The organism is Gracilibacillus halotolerans, from assembly GCF_014206945.1.
GTDB lineage: Bacteria > Bacillota > Bacilli > Bacillales > Amphibacillaceae > Gracilibacillus > Gracilibacillus halotolerans.
Genome location: NZ_JACHON010000001.1, coordinates 161,297 through 184,269 on the forward strand (window position 1 = coordinate 161,297; position 22,973 = coordinate 184,269).

General features: G+C 36.4%; 24 protein-coding genes. 23 read left to right on the plus strand and 1 reads right to left on the minus strand.

The features are described 5' to 3' along the window. Positions 1-21: 21 nt before the first annotated feature. From GGQ92_RS00835 to rnc, 8 genes are all read left to right on the plus strand, one after another. On the plus strand, positions 22-1,692 hold the full coding sequence (locus tag GGQ92_RS00835) for a DAK2 domain-containing protein (protein ID WP_184243583.1): 1,671 nt from the start codon (positions 22-24) through the stop codon (positions 1,690-1,692). A 315-nt stretch (positions 1,693-2,007) separates the two neighbouring features. Next, positions 2,008-4,041 (plus strand): ATP-dependent DNA helicase RecG, encoded by a 2,034-nt coding sequence (gene recG, locus GGQ92_RS00840; RefSeq protein ID WP_184243585.1) that lies wholly within the window; start codon positions 2,008-2,010, stop codon positions 4,039-4,041. A gap of 172 nt (positions 4,042-4,213) precedes the next feature. Next, positions 4,214-4,774: a transcription factor FapR gene (fapR, locus tag GGQ92_RS00845; RefSeq protein WP_184243587.1), complete on the plus strand. Its 561-nt coding sequence runs from the start codon at positions 4,214-4,216 to the stop codon at positions 4,772-4,774. A gap of 17 nt (positions 4,775-4,791) precedes the next feature. Beyond that, positions 4,792-5,793 carry a phosphate acyltransferase PlsX gene (gene plsX, locus GGQ92_RS00850; protein ID WP_184243589.1) on the plus strand — a complete coding sequence of 334 codons (1,002 nt, stop codon included), beginning with the start codon at positions 4,792-4,794 and terminating at the stop codon, positions 5,791-5,793. Between the two features lie 2 nt (positions 5,794-5,795). Beyond that, positions 5,796-6,743, plus strand: a complete 948-nt coding sequence (gene fabD, locus GGQ92_RS00855; protein ID WP_184243590.1) for an ACP S-malonyltransferase — start codon at positions 5,796-5,798, stop codon at positions 6,741-6,743. Next, the gene (fabG, locus tag GGQ92_RS00860) at positions 6,744-7,484 is read left to right on the plus strand and encodes a 3-oxoacyl-[acyl-carrier-protein] reductase (protein ID WP_184243592.1); all 741 of its coding nucleotides are present in this window, start codon (positions 6,744-6,746) and stop codon (positions 7,482-7,484) included. A 28-nt stretch (positions 7,485-7,512) separates the two neighbouring features. Beyond that, entirely contained in the window at positions 7,513-7,746 is a 234-nt protein-coding gene (gene acpP / locus GGQ92_RS00865; protein ID WP_184243594.1) for an acyl carrier protein, read from the plus strand. Between the two features lie 74 nt (positions 7,747-7,820). Beyond that, positions 7,821-8,525 carry a ribonuclease III gene (gene rnc / locus GGQ92_RS00870; protein ID WP_184243596.1) on the plus strand — a complete coding sequence of 235 codons (705 nt, stop codon included), beginning with the start codon at positions 7,821-7,823 and terminating at the stop codon, positions 8,523-8,525. A gap of 150 nt (positions 8,526-8,675) precedes the next feature. Here the strand turns inward: rnc and GGQ92_RS00875 are convergent, their stop codons facing one another. Then, a complete protein-coding gene (locus GGQ92_RS00875) occupies positions 8,676-8,900 on the minus strand; it encodes a DUF1128 family protein (protein WP_184243598.1) in 225 nt (74 codons plus the stop codon). Positions 8,901-9,110: 210 nt separating this feature from the next. On the opposite strand from GGQ92_RS00875, the gene smc reads away from it, so the two are divergent. The 15 genes from smc to GGQ92_RS00950 all read left to right on the plus strand — a co-directional run bounded on the left by smc (position 9,111) and on the right by GGQ92_RS00950 (position 22,969). Further along, positions 9,111-12,677 (plus strand): chromosome segregation protein SMC, encoded by a 3,567-nt coding sequence (gene smc, locus GGQ92_RS00880; protein ID WP_184243600.1) that lies wholly within the window; start codon positions 9,111-9,113, stop codon positions 12,675-12,677. Between the two features lie 15 nt (positions 12,678-12,692). Then, positions 12,693-13,697, plus strand: coding sequence for a signal recognition particle-docking protein FtsY (gene ftsY / locus GGQ92_RS00885; RefSeq protein WP_184243602.1), 1,005 nt, complete (start codon positions 12,693-12,695; stop codon positions 13,695-13,697). A gap of 55 nt (positions 13,698-13,752) precedes the next feature. Then, positions 13,753-14,076, plus strand: a complete 324-nt coding sequence (locus tag GGQ92_RS00890) for a putative DNA-binding protein (RefSeq protein ID WP_184243604.1) — start codon at positions 13,753-13,755, stop codon at positions 14,074-14,076. Between the two features lie 12 nt (positions 14,077-14,088). Next, positions 14,089-15,450 carry a signal recognition particle protein gene (gene ffh / locus GGQ92_RS00895; RefSeq protein WP_184243606.1) on the plus strand — a complete coding sequence of 454 codons (1,362 nt, stop codon included), beginning with the start codon at positions 14,089-14,091 and terminating at the stop codon, positions 15,448-15,450. A gap of 80 nt (positions 15,451-15,530) precedes the next feature. Next, on the plus strand, positions 15,531-15,803 hold the full coding sequence (gene rpsP, locus GGQ92_RS00900) for a 30S ribosomal protein S16 (RefSeq protein ID WP_184243608.1): 273 nt from the start codon (positions 15,531-15,533) through the stop codon (positions 15,801-15,803). Between the two features lie 13 nt (positions 15,804-15,816). Beyond that, the gene (locus GGQ92_RS00905; RefSeq protein ID WP_184243610.1) at positions 15,817-16,044 is read left to right on the plus strand and encodes a KH domain-containing protein; all 228 of its coding nucleotides are present in this window, start codon (positions 15,817-15,819) and stop codon (positions 16,042-16,044) included. Positions 16,045-16,236: 192 nt separating this feature from the next. Then, positions 16,237-16,623, plus strand: coding sequence for a YlqD family protein (locus GGQ92_RS00910; protein WP_184243612.1), 387 nt, complete (start codon positions 16,237-16,239; stop codon positions 16,621-16,623). A gap of 12 nt (positions 16,624-16,635) precedes the next feature. Continuing rightward, positions 16,636-17,148: a ribosome maturation factor RimM gene (rimM, locus tag GGQ92_RS00915; RefSeq protein ID WP_184243614.1), complete on the plus strand. Its 513-nt coding sequence runs from the start codon at positions 16,636-16,638 to the stop codon at positions 17,146-17,148. After that, positions 17,148-17,900 (plus strand): tRNA (guanosine(37)-N1)-methyltransferase TrmD, encoded by a 753-nt coding sequence (trmD, locus tag GGQ92_RS00920; protein ID WP_184243616.1) that lies wholly within the window; start codon positions 17,148-17,150, stop codon positions 17,898-17,900. The genes rimM and trmD overlap by 1 nt, the downstream gene beginning before the upstream one ends. A gap of 136 nt (positions 17,901-18,036) precedes the next feature. Next, positions 18,037-18,378 carry a 50S ribosomal protein L19 gene (gene rplS / locus GGQ92_RS00925; protein ID WP_184243618.1) on the plus strand — a complete coding sequence of 114 codons (342 nt, stop codon included), beginning with the start codon at positions 18,037-18,039 and terminating at the stop codon, positions 18,376-18,378. A 291-nt stretch (positions 18,379-18,669) separates the two neighbouring features. Beyond that, a complete protein-coding gene (gene lepB / locus GGQ92_RS00930; RefSeq protein WP_184243620.1) occupies positions 18,670-19,230 on the plus strand; it encodes a signal peptidase I in 561 nt (186 codons plus the stop codon). A 26-nt stretch (positions 19,231-19,256) separates the two neighbouring features. Continuing rightward, complete coding sequence (gene ylqF, locus GGQ92_RS00935; RefSeq protein WP_184243623.1) at positions 19,257-20,111, plus strand: ribosome biogenesis GTPase YlqF; 855 nt, start codon at positions 19,257-19,259, stop codon at positions 20,109-20,111. 62 nt (positions 20,112-20,173) lie between these two features. Then, positions 20,174-20,935 (plus strand): ribonuclease HII, encoded by a 762-nt coding sequence (locus GGQ92_RS00940; protein WP_184243625.1) that lies wholly within the window; start codon positions 20,174-20,176, stop codon positions 20,933-20,935. A 16-nt stretch (positions 20,936-20,951) separates the two neighbouring features. After that, complete coding sequence (locus GGQ92_RS00945) at positions 20,952-22,691, plus strand: hypothetical protein (protein WP_184243627.1); 1,740 nt, start codon at positions 20,952-20,954, stop codon at positions 22,689-22,691. After that, positions 22,688-22,969 (plus strand): EscU/YscU/HrcU family type III secretion system export apparatus switch protein, encoded by a 282-nt coding sequence (locus GGQ92_RS00950; protein ID WP_184243629.1) that lies wholly within the window; start codon positions 22,688-22,690, stop codon positions 22,967-22,969. Before GGQ92_RS00945 ends, GGQ92_RS00950 begins: the two co-directional genes overlap by 4 nt. Positions 22,970-22,973 lie beyond the last annotated feature (4 nt).

A 22,973-nucleotide genomic window follows, 5' to 3' on the forward strand; every position in this document is an offset into this window, starting at 1 on the left:
TTTTAGGGAGGAAAATGGAAAGTGACGTTAAAAAATATCGATGGTGCAACATTAGCTAATATGATATTAGCAGGTGCACATCACTTATCGAACAATGCAGATCGAATCGATGCACTAAATGTATTCCCAGTGCCGGACGGTGATACAGGAACAAATATGAATTTAACGATAACTTCTGGAGCAAATGAAGTGAAGCAAAGCGATAACACGACAGTTGAGCAAGTTGGTAATGCTTTTGCAAAAGGTTTATTAATGGGTGCAAGAGGAAATTCCGGAGTTATCTTATCTCAACTTTTCCGAGGTTTTTCTAAAGGTGTCGCAGGTAAAAAAACGTTAACGACGAAAGAATTTGCACATGCGTTAGATAGCGGGGTTGCTACAGCATACAAAGCTGTTATGAAGCCTGTGGAAGGTACTATTCTAACAGTAGCAAAGGATACGGCTAATCGAGCATTGGAGATTGCTGAGGAAACAAATGACTTAATTGAATTTTTAGATAAAGTTGTAGAAGCATCAAAGATTTCACTTAAACGTACTCCAGAGCTTTTGCCTGTTTTAAAAGAAGTCGGAGTAGTGGATAGTGGTGGTCAAGGGCTAGTTGTTATCTATGAAGGTTTTCTTGCTAATCTAAAAGGGGAAGAATTACCTGAAGATTTTGCAAGTGATACAATGGAATTAGATGACCTCGTAAATGCGGAACATCATAAACTAGCTCAAGACTTTATGAATACAGATGACATTCAATACGGTTATTGTACGGAATTTATGGTGCGTTTTGAAGAAGACAAGTTGAAAGAAAATCCGTATGATGAAGCGGCTTTCCGAGAAGAATTAAGTGCACACGGTGACTCTTTACTCGTTGTGTCTGATGACGAAATTGTTAAAGTTCATATTCATGCAGAATATCCAGGTGACGTCTTTAACCTAGGTCAGAGGTTTGGAAGTTTTATTAACTTGAAAGTAGAAAACATGCGTGAACAACATTCTAATATCGTTGGAAAGCCTGAAAAAGAACCTGTTGCAAAAGAAAAAACTAAATTAGGTGTAGTAGCAGTTGCAATGGGTGAAGGTTTATCTAATATATTTACAAGCCTTGGTGCGAGTGTCGTTATTCAAGGTGGACAAACGATGAATCCTAGTACACAAGATATTACAGAAGCTATTAAAGAAGCGAATGCTGAAAGTGTAATAATCTTACCTAATAATAAAAATATTATAATGGCAGCAGAACAGGCTGCTGAACTAGCTGGTGAAAATGTTGCCGTAGTTCCGACAAAAACAATCCCGCAAGGAATGTCTGCATTGTTACAATATAACCCGGAAGGAAATTTAGAAGACAATGTAGAAGCATTCAAAGAAGCATCTAGCTCCGTAAAAACTGGCCAGGTCACGTATGCGGTGAGAGACACACGAATAGATGGCATGACAATTAAGAATGGTAATTATATGGGTCTTTCGGATGGGAAAATTTCTATTACGGATGAAGACCAATTTACAGTTGTAAAAGGACTTTTAGATAATTTAATTGATGATGAAGAAGATGAAATAGTAACGATCATACGTGGAGAAGATTCCACTGATGAATTACAGGAAGAGATTATCTCATACCTCGAAGAGAATTATGAGGACATTGAAGTAGAAGTACATCAAGGTGATCAACCTGTATATTCCTTTATTTTTTCTGTTGAATAAAAAGTTATAAAAAGTACACGTACTTTATATAGTGGGAACCGAAAGATTCATTTCGAATCATATCGGTTCCCACATTTTTATTTATTGAAAACATACTAATCATAGTATGTTTGATTTTTCTATTACTTTAAGCTTTTATTAATTTTACGTAGGTAAGAGATTATGCACCAATAACCAAATGGCTTTCAAGTGAAAAATAAATATAAAAACTAGTATAATATATTTGATGCTATTTTAAAGTAGGATGATATTTATTATTGCTGTCTCAAAGCAGATTTGCTTCGAGAAGACAATTACATAGAAAGTGTGATAATTGTGTTGACAGATTCCATTGGAGAAATAGCGGGAATTGGCCCAAAAATGGCTGAAAAACTTCAAGCTATTGGTATTTATCGTATCCAAGACTTGTTGAATTACTTTCCTATTCGCTATGATCAATATGAACAAAAGCCACTGCACGAGCTAACGCATCAGGATAAAGTAACAATTGTGGGAAAGGTAATCCATCCACCTCAGGTAAGCTATTTTCACAAAAAGAGGTCACGTCTTGTTGTCAGCCTTCAAGTTGATAACGTAGCAGTCAAGGGAATTATTTTTAATCGAGCTTTTGCTAAAGACCATTTTCAACCGGGAGAGATCGTTACGGTAAATGGTAAATGGGATCAGCATCGCCTCCAGATAACCATTGATCAGTACAGGAAAGGAGCAATAGATAAAAATGCTCCTATAACTGCTATTTATTCTTCACGAGGAGAGATAAAGCAAGCTCAAATTAAGAAATGGATGAAGCTTGCTTTTGAAGCATATAAACAAGATATTGAAGAAATTTTACCTCTCTCTTATTTGCAAAATTATAAGTTACCGACTAGAGCAGAGGCATTTCAAGAGATACACTTTCCCTCTTCTTTTTATCATTTGAAACATGCGAAGAGAAGGTTAATATATGAAGAATTATTAATTTTCCAGCTTCAAATGCAACAATTAAGGAAAAATACAAAAGAGCAAACGAAAGGAAATGCTAAAGAGATCGATAAACAGGAAGTAGATCAACTTATAGAAAGTTTCCCATTCGAATTAACAACTGCTCAAAATAATGTGTTAAATGAGATATTCAAGGATTTATCTCAACCTTATCGAATGAATCGATTGTTACAGGGTGATGTTGGCTCTGGTAAAACAGCTGTAGCAATTGCGAGCTTATATGGTGTAGTTAAAGCTGGTGAGCAAACGGCTTTTATGGTGCCTACAGAAATATTAGCTGAACAACATGAAGCATCAATGAAAGAGATCTTACCTGAAGATATTACTATTATGCGATTAACTAGTTCTGTAAAAGGCAAAAAACGCAAGGAAATATTAGCAGCACTTGCTTCGGGTGAATGTGACGTTATTATTGGAACGCACGCGTTAATTCAAGATGAAGTTCACTTCAAAAACTTAGGTTACGTCATCATTGATGAGCAACATCGTTTTGGGGTAAAGCAACGAAATATATTACAAGAAAAAGGTATATTAGCAGATACTTTATACATGACTGCTACTCCAATTCCAAGAACATTATCGATTACCATGTATGGAGATATGGATGTTTCGAAAATCGATGAGATGCCAAAAGGAAGACAACCGATTGAAACGTATTGGGTGAAGCCAAATATGATGAATCGAATATTTGCCTTTGTATACGAACAAGTAAAGCAAGGCTCTCAAGCATACGTTATTTGCCCGCTTATTGAAGAATCAGATAAGTTAGATATTCAAAACGCTCTCGATGTTTACCAACAGCTAAGTTTAATATTAGAAGGTCGTGCTAAAGTAGGCTTAATGCATGGACGGTTACCATCGGATGAAAAGGAGACGGTGATGCGAGATTTCGCTAATAACGATATTCAAATTCTTGTATCTACTACAGTTGTAGAGGTAGGAGTGAACGTACCAAACGCTACTGTTATGGTAATTCAAGATGCGGACAGGTTTGGTTTGTCTCAACTTCATCAGTTAAGAGGGAGAGTAGGTCGTGGAACGAAGAAAAGTTTCTGTATTTTAATGGCCGATCCAAAAGGGGAAACTGGTAAGGAAAGAATGCAAATAATGTCAGAAACAACGGACGGATTTGAGTTAGCAGAAAAGGATTTACAGTTACGTGGTGCAGGGGATATATTTGGTGTCAAACAAAGTGGATTACCAGAGTTTAAACTAGCAGATATTGTGCATGATTACCGAGCATTAGAGACTGCTAGAAATGATGCATATGAAATCATCTTTGGAAATAAGTTAGTAGAGCCAGAGTATGAAAAGTTGAAGAAGTATGTAAACCAAAACTTGTTACATGACGATACATTACTAAATTAATGAGACTTGCAATATTTACACAGGTATTATATATTACTGTTAGTACCTAGTCATAATATCGGTGAAATCATAAAAATGATACTACTATTTTAGTGATATTCGTTGCTAATCAAACATAGAAAGCAAATGACTAGTATAATATGGACGTGCCTATTGGATGGTGGAAAATTAGATGAGAAAGCCGAAAAAAGAAAGGCAAATTCTTTTGAAGGAAACAATCGAACAAAAACCTTTTATTACGGATGAAGCATTAGCTAAATTATTCCAAGTAAGCATACAAACCATTCGATTAGATAGAATGGAATTAAATATACCAGAATTAAGAGAACGGATTAAATCAGTTGCAGCTTCAAATTGGAATGAGACGGTGAAGGCTTTACCGCTTGAGGAAGTGATCGGTGAAATCATTGATCTAGAATTAGATAAACGAGCCATTTCAATCTTAGATATTACAAAAGATCATGTTTTTTCTCGTAATAAAATCGCTAGAGGTCATCACTTATTTGCACAGGCGAATTCGCTGGCAGTAGCTGTTATTAACGATGACTTGGCTTTAACAGCAAACGCGGAAATTAAATTCACTCGTCAAGTTGTTGAAGGAGAGCGCGTTATTGCGAAAGCACGCGTCCTTGGCCAAGACAAGCCAAGCCGTACAAAAGTTGAGGTAGAAAGCTTTGTGGACAACGAAATGGTCTTTCAGGGAGACTTCGTAATGTATCGATCAAATCAATAAAAAGGACGGAATCAATCATGAGAATTGCAATAGATGCCATGGGCGGAGATCATGCGCCAAAGGAAATCGTATTAGGAGCACTTAAGGCGGTAGAGGAATTTCCTAACTTGCAAATTACACTTGTTGGGAAAGAGAGCGAAATTCAGAACTATATGGACAAACATCCATCAATATCAATTTTACATACAGATGAAGTAATTACAGGAGAGGATGAGCCTGTAAGAGCAGTGCGAAAGAAAAAAAACGCTTCCCTTGTGTTAATGGCAAATGAGGTCAAAGAAGGCAGAGCTGATGCCTGCATTTCAGCTGGTAATACAGGTGCGTTAATGAGTGCAGGTTTATTTGTAGTCGGTAGAATTAAAGGAATTGACCGTCCTGCACTAAGTCCAACACTGCCTACAGTTGATGGGAAAGGATTTCTCTTACTTGATGTAGGAGCAAATGCAGATGCCAAGCCACAACATTTATTACAGTATGCGATTATGGGCTCGATTTATATGGAGAAAGTTCGACAATTTGAGAAACCACGTGTAGGTTTATTAAATATAGGAACAGAAGAAGGCAAAGGAAATGAGCTGGCGAGAAAGACTTATGAACTTTTAGAGGATGCTCCTGTCCATTTCATTGGAAATGTAGAAGCAAGAGATTTACTAAACGGTGTAGCGGATGTCGTCGTAACAGATGGGTTTAGTGGTAATCTCACATTAAAGACAATTGAAGGAACAGCCATGACTTTATTCTCGATGATGAAAAAGCAATTCATGGCTAACACAAAAACAAAAATTGCGGCTGTATTAGCTAAAAATGAACTTAAAGGCTTAAAAAATCAATTAGACTACTCCGAATATGGCGGAGCAGGATTATTTGGATTACAAGCACCAGTGATAAAAGCTCATGGTTCTTCGAATAGCCAAGCAGTTTTTAGTGCGATTAAACAAGCAGTTGAAATTGTAGAAAACGAAGTTATCGAAACCATTAGCTCTGAGGTTCGTAATCTGGAAGAAAATAAGGGGGAGTAACCTTGAAACGTGTAGCTTTTATTTATCCTGGTCAAGGCTCACAAGCGATTGGAATGGGGAAAGACTTTTTCGAAACATTTGATTTAGCAAAGGATTATTTTAACCGAGCTAATAATATTTTAGGGTATAACTTGCAAGATATCATGTTCGAAGGACCTAATGAGGAATTAACAAAAACAGAGAACACACAACCAGCATTATTATTAGTAAGTAGCATTATCTCTGAATTATTAAAAGAACATCAAATTACACCTGAAGTAGCTGCAGGCCATAGTCTCGGTGAATACAGTGCATTAACTGCAACAGGAGCAATCTCCTTTGATGAGGCAATTATGCTCGTACATAGGAGAGGTAAGTTGATGGAATCAGCCTTCCCTGCAGGAAAAGGTGCAATGGCTGCCGTATTAGGTTTGCAACAGGAGGAAATACAAGAAGTACTGAATACGATTACTGTTAACTTAAGTACTACGGTAGAAATCGCTAATCTTAATTGTCCAGGGCAAATTGTCATTTCTGGAACAAGAACTGCTATAGATGCAGCAGTTACAGAGCTTAAAGAAGCTGGTGCTAAACGTGTGCTTCCTCTATCAGTAAGTGGCCCATTTCATTCAAGTTTAATGAGACCAGCTGCTAGTAAGCTGGAAGAAGAAATAAATGAATGTAACTGGAATGATGTGACTACTCCAATTTATGCGAACGTGACAGCTACTAAGGTTCAAAATCAAAGCGAGATAAAACAATTATTAGTAGAACAACTGTATTCACCTGTTCGTTTTGAAGAAATTATTACAAACTTATTAGCTGAGGAATTAGATGCCATTGTTGAGGTTGGTTCAGGTAAAGTTTTATCTGGTCTAGTTAAAAAGGTAAACAGACGAGCAAATGTATTCTCTGTACAAGATATCGCTTCTTTTGAAAATTTTATCGCGTGGATGAAGGAGGAAAACTAAATGCTACAAGGTCAAGTTGCTTTAGTAACGGGGGCATCAAGGGGAATTGGGAGAGCAATTGCAAGAAAACTAGCAGAAAACGGCGCGAAAGTTGTCGTCAATTTTGCAGGGAATGAACAAAAGGCGCAAGAAACTGTAGATGATATTATTTCTGCAGGTGGAGAAGCTATTAAAATAAAAGCGGACGTCAGTAAAGAAAATGACGTAAAAAATATGGTTAAAGAAGCTCTCGAAACGTTTGGTCGTATCGATATTCTTGTAAATAATGCAGGTATCACAAAAGATAATTTAATTATGAGAATGAGTGAAGCAGATTTTGACCAAGTAATCGATACAAACTTAAAAGGTGTATTTTTATGTACAAAATCAGTTATTCGTCATATGATGAAGCAAAAATCTGGTAGAATTATTAATGTTTCCTCTGTAGTTGGGATTAGTGGTAATGCAGGACAAGCAAATTATGTATCGGCAAAAGCAGCTGTAATTGGTCTAACAAAGACTACAGCTAAGGAGCTTGCTACCCGAAACATTTTAGTAAATGCAATAGCTCCTGGCTTTATAACAACAGAGATGACAGATCAATTAACGGAAGAGCAAAAAGAAGCAATGCTAAATCTTATACCGCTCCAATCACTAGGGAGTGCAGAAGATATTGCAAATGCTGCTTTATTTTTAGCGTCCGACATGTCAAGCTATATTACTGGACAAACATTACAAGTAGATGGCGGCATGATTATGTAATACATACTTTGAAAGGGGGTGACAAGAAATGTCAGATACTTTTAATAAAGTGAAAGAAATTATTGTAGACCGATTAGATGTTGATGAAACAAAAATAACCCTTGAGGCTTCCTTCAAGGATGATTTAGAAGCAGATTCATTAGATGTAGTGGAGCTTGTAATGGAATTAGAAGATGAGTTCGATCTAGAAATCTCTGATGAAGATGCAGAAAAGATTGCTACAGTAGGTGATGCTGTAAGCTACATAGACAGCAACCGTTAATGGTTAGAAAAGCCTTACAGAAGTAAGGCTTTTCTGTTACAATAAGATTACTAGTAGAGTGGCAGGTGAAAATAATGACAGATTTGAAGCAATTGCAACAACGTATTAACATAACTTTTAAGGATGAAACCCTGTTAGAGCAAGCTTTTACCCATTCCTCTTATGTAAACGAACACCGAAACAAGAGCCTAATGGACAATGAACGGCTAGAGTTTTTAGGTGATGCGGTATTGGAATTAGGTGTTTCACAGTATCTTTATCGTGAATTTCATGATTTAGAAGAGGGTGACTTAACGAAATTAAGAGCATCGATTGTATGTGAGCCTGCACTGGTACAATTTGCACAATCATTGGAGTTTAATAAATATGTTCTTTTAGGTAAAGGAGAGGAGTTAACTGGCGGGAGAAATCGACCTGCATTGCTTGCAGATGTTTTTGAAGCCTTTATCGGAGCTTTATATTTAGATCAGGGATATAGTAAAGTGATTTCCTTTCTAAAAGAATATGTTTATCCAGAAATAGTTATCGGTGCTTTTTCACATACGATGGATTATAAAAGTCAACTTCAGGAAACTGTACAGCAACAGAAGAACCGGATGGTGGAATATGAAATTACTGATGAGAGAGGACCAGCACATGACCGTGAATTTTTCGCTGTAGTGACGATCAATGGAAAAAAAGCTGGCGATGGTATGGGGAAAACGAAGAAGGAAGCAGAGCAACGAGCAGCTAAAAAAGCATTAGATCGATTGAAGGAAAAAGCAGCTGCAAAGAAATAATAATAGTTGTCTGGGACAAAATTAGAATATGTATCATATTATTATGTGTTAGTAAAACGCTGGTTGATCACTAGTACATAAGACATAGAAGGATGAAGTGTAACTAGTTACATGACGAGTATTCAGAATGTATTTTGTCCCAGAAATAGTTTATTTTCTGTGTTTTCTTAATTCATCGATAAAGGCATGGGTTTCGGATACAGTCAGCTTTTCTTTCGTTACTAATAGATCATATAACGATTTTAATTCATCATAACTCTCCAGTTTATAGTCATCTGGATTCATTAATGAGTCAGCGTTTGCAACTTGTAATTTTTTGCCCATTTCTTTGAGAACAATTGTTAGATTTTCTTCACTCTTCACATCTAAATTCAATGATTTCACTCCAATTATTAGCATGTTTTATTGTTTCTTCTCACTTCTCCCTCTTTATGATAAAATAAATGAGTTACAAAATACAATGATAATCTAAAAAATATTAGTAATATATCGCTACAAAAATAAAAACATATAATTTATGTTTTAAGTGAATCGCAACATTTACATATTTGGACGTTATTTATATATGGTATAGGAGTTTTGATGATGTATTTAAAGCAATTAGATACTGTTGGTTTTAAATCTTTTGCGGAAAGAATCAAAGTTGATTTTGTTCCAGGTGTTACCGCTGTTGTTGGTCCCAATGGTAGTGGAAAAAGTAACATTACAGATGCTATTCGATGGGTGTTAGGTGAGCAGTCTGTTAAATCACTACGTGGTGCTAAGATGGAAGATATTATCTTTCAAGGTAGTGATACGAGAAAACCACTTAATTTTGCTGAGGTAACACTTGTATTAAATAATTCGGATCAAACATTACCAGTTGATTATGAAGAAGTAAGTGTGACGCGGAGAATCTATCGTTCCGGTGAGAGTGAGTTCTACATGAATAAAGAAGCCTGTCGCTTAAAAGATATAACAGAATTATTTTTGGACTCAGGATTAGGGAAAGAAGCATTCTCCATCATCAGTCAAGGTAAAATTGAAGAAATACTGAGCTCGAAAGCAGATGAAAGACGAATTATATTTGAAGAAGCAGCAGGAGTTCTAAAATATAAAAACCGTAAAAAACAAGCAGAGTCTAAGCTTTCAGATACACAAGAGAACGTAAACAGAGTGGAAGACATTATTTATGAAATTGAGTCCCAACTTGATCCACTGGAACGTCAAGCATCGGATGCAAAAGAATATCTTTTTCACAAGGAACGGTTAACGAATATTGAGGTAGGGGTTTTAACAAAAGAAATTCAGATGCTTCATAACGAGTGGGGACAAACAGAAGACGAAATAAAAAATAAGCAACAGTTATCCGTAACACTTCAAACAGATATACAAACTTGCAGTTCACAGTTAAATAACAATAGAAAATTAGTTGATGAGTTAGATATAACTCTCCAAAATTTACAGGAAAAATATGTCGAAGAAACGAAAAAGTTAGAGAGTCTAGAAGGAAATAAAAAAATACTCCATGAACGACTACATCATTTCCAAGAAAACAAAAAGGCAATGGAAGATGAGATTGCTCGGTTAGAAGAAAAGCAATCGGAATTAAAAACATTAAGAAATGAAGAGGCAACAAATTTAAAACAATTGGAATTGAAACGCAAGGATTTATCTTCCGAGATTCATTCCGTCGAGCAAAAGCTGTTAACAGGTAAGGACTCTGTATCAGAAGATATTGAGTTTTTTAAGAGTGAGTATATCGAGCTATTAAATGAACAGGCGGCTAAAAGAAACGAACGAACATCTATATTACAACAACTAGAAAGATTAGATACGCGAAAAGATACACAGTCCTCTAAATGGAAGGAAATACTTGATCAACATACAACGCTAGAAAGAAAGGTCAGTGAAAAAGCACTATATGTTACCAAACTAGAGGAAGAATTGAAACAACTTGAGAGTGGTTTAGAACAGCTTTCTAAGCAATTATTAACGGAAGAGCACCTAGTACAAGATATGAACGATAAACTTCATAAAGGGTATCGTATCATGGAAAACATTAAGTCTAGAAAAGAAATGTTGGAAGAATTAAAAGAAGATTATCAAGGGTTTTATTTCGGTGTAAAAGAAGTTCTTAAAGCTCGGGAAAGTAAACAACTACAAGGTATTCACGGCGCAATTGCTGAATTGATTGAAATGGATGATACTTTTGTACAAGCAATAGAAACAGCACTCGGTGGACAAGCACAGCATATAGTAACAGATAACGAAAAAACTGCCAGAGATGCAATTAATTGGTTAAAAACTAAAAATAAAGGGAGAGCAACCTTTTTACCTTTATCCTCTATGCAACCAAAATGGATTCCAGATCAAGTTATTCAGCGAATAAAAGGCAACGAAGAGTTTATCGGGATCGCCGCAAATCTAGTTCAATATGAGGGGAAATATAAGGCAGTTATTCAATCCCTTTTAGGCAATATCATTCTTTCTAAATCATTACGTGGTGCAAATGAGTTAGCTCAATTAACAGGGAGAAAATATCGTATCGTAACACTTGGTGGAGATGTTGTAAATCCAGGAGGTTCTATGACTGGTGGTGCGCAAAAGAAGAATAATCAATCCTTGTTTACAAGAGAGCGTGAACTACAATCCTTAGCAAAGAAACTAGATGAATATGAACGACGGATTGATGACTATGAAAATCAACTAACAGAACAACAAGCGAGACAGCGAGACAAGAAACAAGAGCACGAAAAATCGGAACAGAAGTTAGTTGAGATTCGTGAAAAGTACCAACATGCATTAGCGGACTGGAAAGAAGCACAGTTATCGTTTGAGCATGTTACTGACCGTCTATCTGTATATGATCAAGATCAATTGATGGAGCAGAAAGAAAGGGAAGAATTAACAAGAAGGTTAGAAGATACCGAACAATTCCTTTCTGAAATGGAACAGAAAACGAAGAACTTAAATGAAAAAATTGAGCGTTTGACAAAGCAATTAGAAAATTTTGAACAAGAAGAAGAGACGCTAGAAGCAACAAAGCAAAATCTTCACTTACAATTAGTTGAGCTAAGAAGTTCGATTGATTTCCAAAAGGAGAAAATGCAACGTACCAACTCAGATTTACAGGAAACAGAGCAGGATATCGAGCAAAAGCAACAACAGTTAACACAGCTAATCGAATTAAAGCAAAAACAGCAAACAGAAGAAGAACTTAATGAGATGATTCAGCAAAGCAGAGTTGACAATGAGGAAATTAAGAATGAAATGGAAAAGCTGCGAAAGAATCGACTTGATATAACAACAGAAATCAATCATGCTAATGCAAGATTGGAACAATTATCACGTCAAGAGAAACAGACAAACAATGAAATACAAGCTCTGGAAATTAAGGCGAATCGTCTAGATGTTGAGCTAGAAAATCGACTAAACTTATTGGAAACAGAATATGAAATGACATTCGAAAAAGCAAAACAATCGTATGAACAGCCAGAGGATATAACAGAGGCAAAAGCACAGGTTAAATTACTCAAAAAGACGATTGAGGAATTAGGTACGATTAATTTAGGCGCAATTGAGGAATATAATCGCATCAAAGAGCGCTATGATTTTCTATCAAAACAACGACAAGACTTAGAAGAGGCGAAACGTACTCTTTATGAAGTCATTGCGGAAATGGATCATGAAATGGCTACTAGATTTAATGATACATTTGAAAAAATTCAACAGGCTTTTACAACTGTATTTCACAAGCTATTCGGCGGTGGTCATGCGGAGCTACGCCTTACAAGTCCGAATGAAATTTTGGATACAGGTGTAGATATTATTGCACAGCCACCAGGAAAGAAATTACAACAACTTGGATTGTTATCAGGTGGAGAAAGAGCTTTAACAGCTATTGCACTTTTATTTGCTATTTTACAAGTACGTCCTGTGCCTTTTTGTGTCCTTGATGAGGTAGAGGCGGCATTAGATGAGGCAAATGTTAGTAGATTTGCACAATATTTAAAACAATTTAGCAGCCAAACACAATTTATTGTAATTACGCATCGTAAAGGAACGATGGAGGAAGCGGATGTGTTGTACGGTGTAACGATGCAGGAATCTGGAGTATCTCGCCTTGTATCTGTTAAATTGGAGGAAGCTCCAGAACTACTGGAAGTATAATAGGAGGACTCGACAATGAGCTTTTTTAAAAAATTAAAAGAGAAATTTCAATCTACCGAAAAGACAGAGCAGGTTTCGGATAAATATAAAGAAGGACTTACTAAAACAAGAAAGTCATTCTCAGAAAAGATAAATGATCTTGTTGCACGATATCGTAAAGTTGATGAAGATTTCTTTGAAGATTTGGAAGAAATCCTTATATCTGCAGATGTCGGGGTAGAAACGGTTATGGATTTAATTGATGAATTACAAATGGAAGTAAAACGACAAAACATTAAAGATACAAATGAAGTGAAAAGTGTAATTTCAGAAAAATTAGTAGAAATTTATCAAGGGGAAGATGACGAAGAGATAGCAACGTTGAATCTTCAAGAGGACGGATTAACCGTTATCCTCTTTGTAGGCGTTAATGGAGTAGGGAAGACGACAACGATCGGTAAACTTGCACATCAACTTAAGGAGCAAGGGAAAGAGGTTCTCTTAGCTGCAGGAGATACGTTTCGTGCAGGTGCCATCGAGCAGTTAAACGAGTGGGGAAAACGTGTAGACGTTGATGTAATAAAACATAGCGAAGGTAGTGATCCAGCTGCCGTAATTTTTGATGCAATTCAAGCTGCAAAATCTCGAAATGCGGATGTACTTATTTGCGATACAGCAGGTCGATTACAAAATAAAGTAAACTTAATGAACGAACTTTCCAAAATCAAACGAGTTATTGAACGAGAAGTTCCTAACGGCCCACACGAAGTTTTACTAGCTCTCGATGCTACAACTGGTCAAAATGCGTTGAGCCAAGCAAAGACATTCGGTGAAGCTACAAATGTGACAGGTATTGTCTTAACTAAATTAGATGGTACTGCAAAGGGTGGAATTGTTCTTGCTATAAGAAATGAACTCGGTATACCTGTTAAATATGTTGGTTTAGGAGAGCAAATGACAGATCTTCAACAATTTGACCCGCAGGCATTTGTCTATGGATTGTTTGCTGATATGATGGAAGAAGAAAACCTTGACAGTTAATATATGGGGCCATAGACTGATTGTTAAGAGGTAGTGCTTAACAAGGAGTAGAGATATGTTAGATAAAACGACCAGAATTAATTCGTTATATGATTTTTATCAAGAGCTATTAACAGAGAAACAGCGTAATTATATGGAAATGTACTACCGAGAAGATTTTTCGCTAGGAGAAATTGCGGAGGAAGTCAATGTTTCTCGCCAAGCAATATACGATAATGTGAAAAGAACAGAGCAAATGTTAGAAGAATACGAAGAAAAATTACAGTTATTTGATAAGTTTACAAAACGTCAAGCTCTTATCCTCGAATTAAAGAAGAGAATAGACAAAGAGGATCAAGAGATCGTAACACTTGTGAATAAGATTATAGACCTAGAATAGGAGGCGCTTTTCATGGCATTCGAAGGTTTGGCCGATCGCCTACAAAGTACGATACAAAAGATAAAAGGTAAAGGTAAGGTAACAGAGCAAGATGTAAAAGAGATGACACGAGAGGTTCGTCTTGCCTTATTAGAGGCCGATGTAAACTTTAAAGTAGTTAAACAGTTTATAGCGAAAGTAAAAGAGCGAGCTGTTGGCGAAGAAGTAATGGAGAGTTTAACGCCAGGCCAACAAGTTATTAAAATTGTTAAAGAAGAATTAACTAGCTTAATGGGTGGCGAGGAAAGTAAAATAAACTCTGCAGACAAACCACCAACCGTGATTATGATGGTCGGTTTACAAGGTGCAGGTAAAACGACCACTACAGGTAAGCTAGCTAATCTGTTGCGCAAAAAATATAATAAGAAGCCATTGTTGGTGGCTGCTGACGTTTACCGACCTGCAGCAATTGACCAATTACAAACCCTAGGTAAACAACTTAACATGCCAGTATATTCAGAAGGTACAGAGGCAAATCCAGTAGATATTGCGAATCATGCAATGAAGCAAGCAAAAGATGACCATCTTGATTATGTATTAGTCGATACTGCTGGTCGACTGCATGTTGATAATGACTTGATGGATGAACTTAAACAAATTGAACAAAACGTAAAACCAGATGAAATTTTTCTTGTTGTCGATGCGATGACGGGACAAGATGCTGTTAATGTAGCAGAAAGCTTTAATGAGCAATTAAATATTAGTGGAGTTATCCTGACGAAGCTTGACGGGGATACTCGTGGTGGTGCTGCTTTATCCATTCGTGCCGTGACGGATAAGCCAATTAAGTTTGTCGGAATGGGAGAAAAGCTAGACCAGTTAGAATCGTTTCATCCGGAGCGAATGGCATCTCGAATTTTAGGGATGGGTGATGTTCTATCCCTAATTGAGAAGGCACAGGAGAACGTGGATGAAAAACGAGCAAAAGAACTAGAAGAAAAGATGCGATCTGCTTCCTTTACATTTGAAGATTTCTTGGAACAAATGGGTCAAGTGAAAAAGATGGGACCACTTGATGAGCTATTAGATATGATTCCAGGAGCCAACAAGATGAAAGGGATGAAAAACCTTGAGTTTAGTGATAAACAAATTGGCCATGTAGAAGCTATTATCCAATCGATGACACCTCAAGAACGTATGGAACCATCTATTATGAATGCAAGTCGAAAGAAAAGAATTGCCAAAGGTTCAGGACGCCCTATCTCCGAAGTGAATCGTTTGTTAAAACAATTTGAAGAAATGAAAAAAATGATGAAGCAAATGACAAATATGCAACAAGGTAAACGTGGAAAAAAGAACAAAAAGATGAAAGGTTTAAATTTTCCGTTCATGTAAGGTAAAAACACTTTACAGAGTGAAAATAATCTGATACAATTCTATCTTGTGTGAAACGTTGAAAATGGAGGTGTTGAATAATGGCAGTTAAAATTCGCTTAAAACGTATGGGTTCTAAAAGAAATCCTTTCTACCGTATTGTTGTTGCAGATTCTCGTTCTCCTCGTGATGGACGTATTATCGAGCAAATTGGAACATATAATCCAGTAGCAAAACCAGTTGAAGTGAAAATTGATTCTGAAAAAGCACTTAATTGGATGAAAAATGGCGCGAAGCCAAGCGATACTGTGCGTAATCTTTTCTCAAATGAAGGCATCATGAAACAATTGCACGAATCTAAAAATCAAAACTAAAGTGGTGTAATTGATGAAAGAACTAATTAAAACCATAGTAGAGCCTTTAGTAGATGATGCTAATGCAGTGGAGGTAACTGTTCGGGAAGAAGATCATAAAATCGTCTATCATCTACATGTACATGAGGATGATGTCGGAAAAGTGATTGGTAAGAATGGAAGAATTGCAAAATCCATCCGAACGGTTGTCTATGCTGCAGGAATGAAAACAGGTAAAAAGGTTTATTTAGATATTATGTAGACGAATTTATACACGAGTATAGATTCTACATAAAACAGACCAGTGGATACGATTCTACTGGTTTTTTCATTTTCCTCATTACATAACGTATTTGATTGCCTTTCACCTTTTCAATCGACACGATTCATGCTATTCTTTTGCTAGTGGTTGATACATGAACAATCTCTACATGGAGAGAGGTAGTGAATTATATTGAAAGTAATTAAGAAAATAAAAGTAAAAAAAATAATCACCACACAATTGAAAGCCGAGTTAAATGAAGAATATGAGTTTAAAATTTTTAAATTAGAGCAAGAATGTGAACAGCTACGCTTTGAGAAAAAGAAAATGTTGCAACAAAATCCAAGTAAAAAGATTGATATTACAGCGAAATTTGAAAAAGAGATTAATAGTCGAAAAGATCATATAAAGTGGTACCAATACAAACAACAACAATTAGATGTTTTACCTATTGGTAGTGAAATAGAAGACGGAGAAGTAGAGGCTCTGATAGAATTAAAAGAAGGCATGAATTGGGATGACTTAACCAAAGAGCGAACCATTATGATCGAGGATGGAATCATTAAGAAACTTACATAGCAGGTGATAGTAGTGAATGATTTTTTGAACGTAGGTAAGATTGTAAATACTCATGGGGTGCGAGGTGAAGTTCGCATCATACGGATTACGGATTTTGAGGAACGATTTGAAGTAGGAACTGAACTGTGGATTCGTAAGCAGACCGGCGAACTTATAAAAGCTGAAATTGATAGTCATCGTAAACATAAAAACTTCGACCTTGTACGTTTTAAAGGCTGGGATAATATTAACGATGTAGAGCATTTAAAGGGCTCAATGCTATTAGTAAGCAAAGAAAACCTGGGAAAGTTAGAAGAAGGCGAGTTCTATTATTTTCAGATTATTGGATTAGAAGTTTATACAGTAACAGACGAGTATATTGGGAAGGTAAAAGAGATTTTATCGCCTGGAGCAAATGACGTTTGGGTAGTAAAAGCGAAGTCGGGAAAAGAATACTTAATTCCTTATATTGATGATATTGTGAAACAAGTAGATATAGAAGGTGGACGAACAATCATCGAACCGATGGAAGGATTGTTAGATTAATGCATATCGATATTTTAACGTTATTTCCTGAGATGTTTCCAGGTGTTTTAGAATCATCGATTTTAAAAAGAGCAAAAGAACGAGGTGCCTTCGACTATAACTTGATTAATTTTCGAGATTTTACCGAAGATAAACATCACAAGGTAGACGATTATCCATATGGTGGTGGAGCAGGATTAGTATTGAAGCCTCAACCGGTATTTGATGCAGTGGAGTCAATCATTGAAAAAACAGAAAAACAACCGAGAGTTATTCTACTATGTCCACAAGGTGAGCGATACAATCAAGCTAAAGCGGAAGAGTTAAGTAAAGAAGACCATCTTGTATTTATTTGTGGTCATTACGAGGGTTACGATGAACGAATACGTGAAGCGTTAGTGACGGATGAGATTTCTATCGGAGACTTTGTCCTAACTGGTGGAGAATTAGGTGCGATGGTGATGATGGACAGTATTGTACGATTAATTCCTGGTGTATTAGGTAATGAAGATTCGGCTGTACAAGATTCTTTCTCCACAGGATTATTGGAACACCCTCATTATACAAGGCCTGCTAACTTCCGAGGGATGCAGGTCCCTGATGTATTATTATCTGGGAATCATGCCGCTATCGACGAATGGCGACATAAAGAATCTTTACATCGAACCTACTCAAGGCGACCTGATTTACTTACTAATCGGTCTTTTTCTCCTCAAGAAGAACAATGGATTGAAGAATGGGAGAAAAAGATACAAAAAGATGAGGAAAGCTAGAAACTAGTAGTTGAATATTACTACTCTTTATGCTATATTTTTATTTGTGCTAATGTGAAAGCTTAGTGCTCATTAAACGATGTTCCGCTAATGTCATGAACGTTAAGAGCATTGGTTTGGAAGGAGTTGTAACAGAATGCAAAAATTACTTGAAGAAATTACAAAAGATCAACTTCGTACAGATTTACCAGAATTTCGCGCTGGAGATAACGTAAAAGTCCACGTAAAAGTAGTGGAAGGTACTCGTGAGCGTATTCAGGTATTTGAAGGAGTTGTCATTAAACGTCAAAACGGCGGTATTAGTGAAACTTTCACTGTGCGTAAAATTTCTTACGGTGTAGGGGTTGAAAGAACATTCCCTGTGCATTCGCCACGAGTAGACAAAATCGAAGTTACTCGCCGTGGTAAAGTACGTCGTGCGAAGCTTTATTATCTACGTGAACTACGTGGTAAAGCTGCCCGTATTAAAGAACGTTAAGAAAACAGATTGTAAAAAGGAGCTTGCTATGTCAGGCTCCTTTTTCTTATGGAAAAGCAACCAATCATTACAGATAAAGCTATACGCATACTTAATAATTTAATTATTTTACAGAATATACGTCTTCAATCGCAAGTTTATCTTTTATTAAGCTTTCAAGATAATCGTTTCCCTCGTGGAACGTTAATTTTAGTGTAAGAATCGTTCGATTTTAAAAAGTGAGTTATAATAGATAATAACTACCTATTCGTTAAGAGTTGTTATTTACAGATAGAAAGGATTTATACTAGTATGACTTCCAAAAAAAGAAGTTGGACGGATTGGCTGAAATTAATTATTATCCTACTATTAATACTATTAATTGTTCGTATGTTTACGTTTAATCCATTAATTGTAGAGGGCCCATCTATGCAACCAACATTAATGAATGATGATCGAATTATTGTCGATAAGATTAGCTTATTGTTCAAGGAACCTGAGCGGTTTGATATTGTTGTATTCCATACAACATCTAGAAAAAATTATATTAAACGTATCATCGGTCTACCCGGCGAAACGATTGAATATAAGGACGATATATTATATGTAAACAACAAACAAGTAGATGAGCCTTTTATTACTTCCGTCAAGGACCAGCTTCCTCTTAATGCAAGGTATACGACTAATTTTACATTATTAGAGGATATTCCAGGTGGCTATAATAAGGTACCAGATGGACATGTTTTTGTATTAGGAGATAACCGACCAAATTCCACGGATAGTCGGCGACTTGGTTATATTCCGACAAATCAAATTACTGGTATTGCTCGTTTTACCTATTGGCCACTTAACGAATTCGGATTAATAAAATAAATACACAGATCGTGGAGGAATGTTGAATGACTATACAGTGGTTCCCAGGCCATATGGCGAAAGCCAAAAGGGAAGTGCAAGAAAAACTAAAGCTAGTGGATTTTGTTATAGAATTAGTAGATGCCCGAGCACCATTATCTTCTCAAAATCCATTAATACATCAAGTACTAAATGAAAAGTTAAAAATGGTTGTATTGATGAAACGTGATTTAGCGGATCCAACGTTAACAGAAAAATGGCTTCATGAATTTGAGAGACAGGGTATTACAGCGATTTCGATGGATGTCAATAATCGGAAAGATCTTCAGAAAGTTATCGAAACAGCAAAACAATTAGGAGATGTAAAATTAGAAAGAATGCGTCGAAAAGGCATAAGACCTCGCCCTGCTAGAGCAATGATTATCGGTATTCCGAATGTTGGTAAATCCACTTTGATTAATCGTATGGCTAGTAAAAAAATAGCTAAAACAGGAGATAGACCAGGGGTAACAAAACAACAGCAATGGATAAAAGTAAAAAAAGATTTTGAGCTAATGGATACGCCAGGAATTTTATGGCCTAAATTTGAAGACCAGGAAATAGGCTATCGACTAGCAGCTATCGGAACAATTCGGGATGAAATTTTATCATTAGATGATATTGCAGCATATGCGATTAATTATTTAAAAGACGAATATCCACAGCTTCTTAAAGATCGATACCAATTGGATGATACGAGTGAGGATGATATGTGGGAGATTTTTCAACATATTGGACGGCGAAGAGGCTGTCTAGAATCAGGTGGTAAAGTAAATATAAGTAAAACAGCGGACGTCATCTTACAAGACTTAAGAAGCGGAAAGCTAGGTAAAGTCACTTTAGAAAAACCTGCTTCAAATTAATTGCACGAAAGATTACAATTATGAATAATTGATCCGATATATATAGAAACGGAGTAACAAACATGAAGGAAAAAAAATGGACGATTCAAGAGATTAAAGAGCTATTAAATAGAGGGAATGTACAAGATGATTGGTTAGAAGATTGGAAAGCTGATCATCGTAAAGGAGTTCAACAACTGCTAGTTAGATACGAAAGAGAAATGGAAAGGCAACACGCACTAAAGCAGAAATTTGCTGAAATGCTCCTTCATGAAAATCATTATCGACAACAAGGATATAAATGGATTGCAGGTTGTGATGAAGTAGGGAGAGGACCACTTGCTGGACCAGTAGTGGCAGCTGCAGTTGTCCTACCAGCTAACTTCTATTTGCCTGGACTTAACGACTCTAAAAAGCTGTCCGTTAAAAAACGGGAAGAGTTTGCCACTTATATTAAAGATAATGCAATCAGTTATAGTATTCAATTTATCGAGGTAGACGTAATTGATCAGCTAAATATACTAGAGGCTTCCAAACAAGCGATGTTGAACAGTCTTAATGATTTACCTAATATAGATATAGCTCTTATTGATGCAGTACATCTACCAACACTAAAAGTACCACAACAATCCATTATAAAAGGTGATGAAAAAAGTATTTCGATCGCCGCAGCTAGCGTGTTAGCAAAAGTAGAAAGAGATCAATGGATGAGACGTTTAGGTGAGAGATACCCCGTATATCAATTTGATAAAAATAGTGGATACGGAACAGCTGCGCACATTCAGGCGATTAAGAAGCATGGAATTACAGAGCATCATCGCAAAACCTTTCTTAAATCCATCTAAAAGGAGTAGGAGAAAGATGGTACATATACCAGCTCAGATAACGAGAGGAGACATTCGGCAAACGGTAAGTCAAAAAATAACACTTCAGCCTGGCCAATTAGTTACAGGAAGAGCGATTAAATTTTTTGCTAACCAGCATGCCCAAATACAAATAGGTAATATGTCACTCTTTGCACAACTAGACACAGCTTTACAAGCTAATCAAACATATTTATTTCAAGTAGTTTCTGGTGAGCAAAAGCCCCAGCTAAAAAAGTTAGCGACAATCTCAAATGAAACACCATCTACGGAAATTGCAAAGTTCCTTGGTATTAATCAGAGTAAGGAGACGGATGCTATTCTTCGTGAAATAGTTGCGCGAAATCTTTCATTTACGAAGCACCAATTAGAAAGCATTCAATCCTTACTAAAACAGCATGGCAATAGTTCTTCTCATCGTGATATTGCTTTCCATATGTTAGAAAAAGGATTACCTTTAACAACCGATACATTCTTAAGCATACGGACGAATCGTTCACAGTCTTTTAGTCATTTAGTAGGCATGTTACAGGAACAACTTTCTAAAAGCAATATACCTGAGATGGTTGATTTACGCTCTCAACTTTCCTTATATACAAAAGGTACTTCCGAGGGGAGACAATCTGTCTTACAAGCCTTTTTAAACAAACATCAAGGCGTATTAGCTCCTGTACTTGAGGAAATAACAGGATCCTCAATGAACCAAATTAGAAGTATCATTCAACAGCCTGGGAATCAAGAATTTATTACTTTGAAAAACAGACTTTTACAGCAAATAACTTTGCAGCTATCAGGTTCGAAAAGTGAGTTGCATTCATTACAATTACTGTATAACAAGTTAGCTGGCAGAGCAGAGAATCAGCAACCAATTCCGAATGGTGAATGGAGAGTATTAGAGCAACACCCGTTAACGCAAAAATTGTTACTTAGAGCCGATAGTGAATTAAAGCAAACCTTTGATCAAGTATCCGGTTCCGACCAACAATCTGTTAAATCAGCCTTGAATTTAATAAAAACAACGCTTGATCAACAGCTTCCACAAGAGACTACGAAGCTACTTCGTTTGCTTGTTTTGCAATTAGAAGGAATGGAACATTCTCAAAAGTTACCCATAACAGAACGATTTTTACAACACGTCCACCAGTTCACTCAATCTAGTGGATTAACAGATGAAAATCAACTTCTTCAAATGACTACAAGACAAGAGGTTTTATCATTAAAGCAGGCTCTTATGCTTCATATTCCTCAAGTGCCAGATACCGTTGCTCAACGTATGGAACAACTCGTTCATTGGATTACCGGAGCGCAAATTTCTAACGCAACTGTTCAGGATGGAGCTTATCTAACACATTCTTTTCAAATACCAGGTGGAAGTTTTGGATTAGAAGAGGATATGACACTTGAATTCCAAGGGAAGAAAAAGAAAGATGGAGAGCTCGACCCAAATTATTGTCGCATATTGTTTGATTTAAATTTAGCAAATATCGGGGAAACGATAATAACGTTAGGTGTTCAGAAACGAGTTGTTACGATAACAATATTCAACAACCAAGAATACGAGGCGCAAGCATTCGCACATAAATGGAAATCGAATTTAGAACAGCAATTAGAAAATTTAGACTACCACTTATCCGCAATTCATTGGAAACCACTATCGAATGAAAAGAGTAACAGCATTCAACCAAATGGTGATACAGGGCATACAGAACAGCAGAAAGGATTTGATTGGAGAGTATGAGGAATGATAATGAAATAACACGAAAAAGAGCAGCAGCATTGTCTTATGATCCAAATACCAATCAAGCACCGAAATTAACCGCACAAGGACAAGGGTATGTAGCGGATAAGATTATTCAAAAAGCAAAAGAGAACAACATACCAATCCAATCAGATCCTACGCTTGTTCAATTATTGTCTGAACTAAATATCAATGAAACGATTCCGGAAGAGTTATATCAATTAGTTGCGGAAGTATTTGCATATATTTATAAAGTCGATCAACAAGCAGGAAAATAACTAC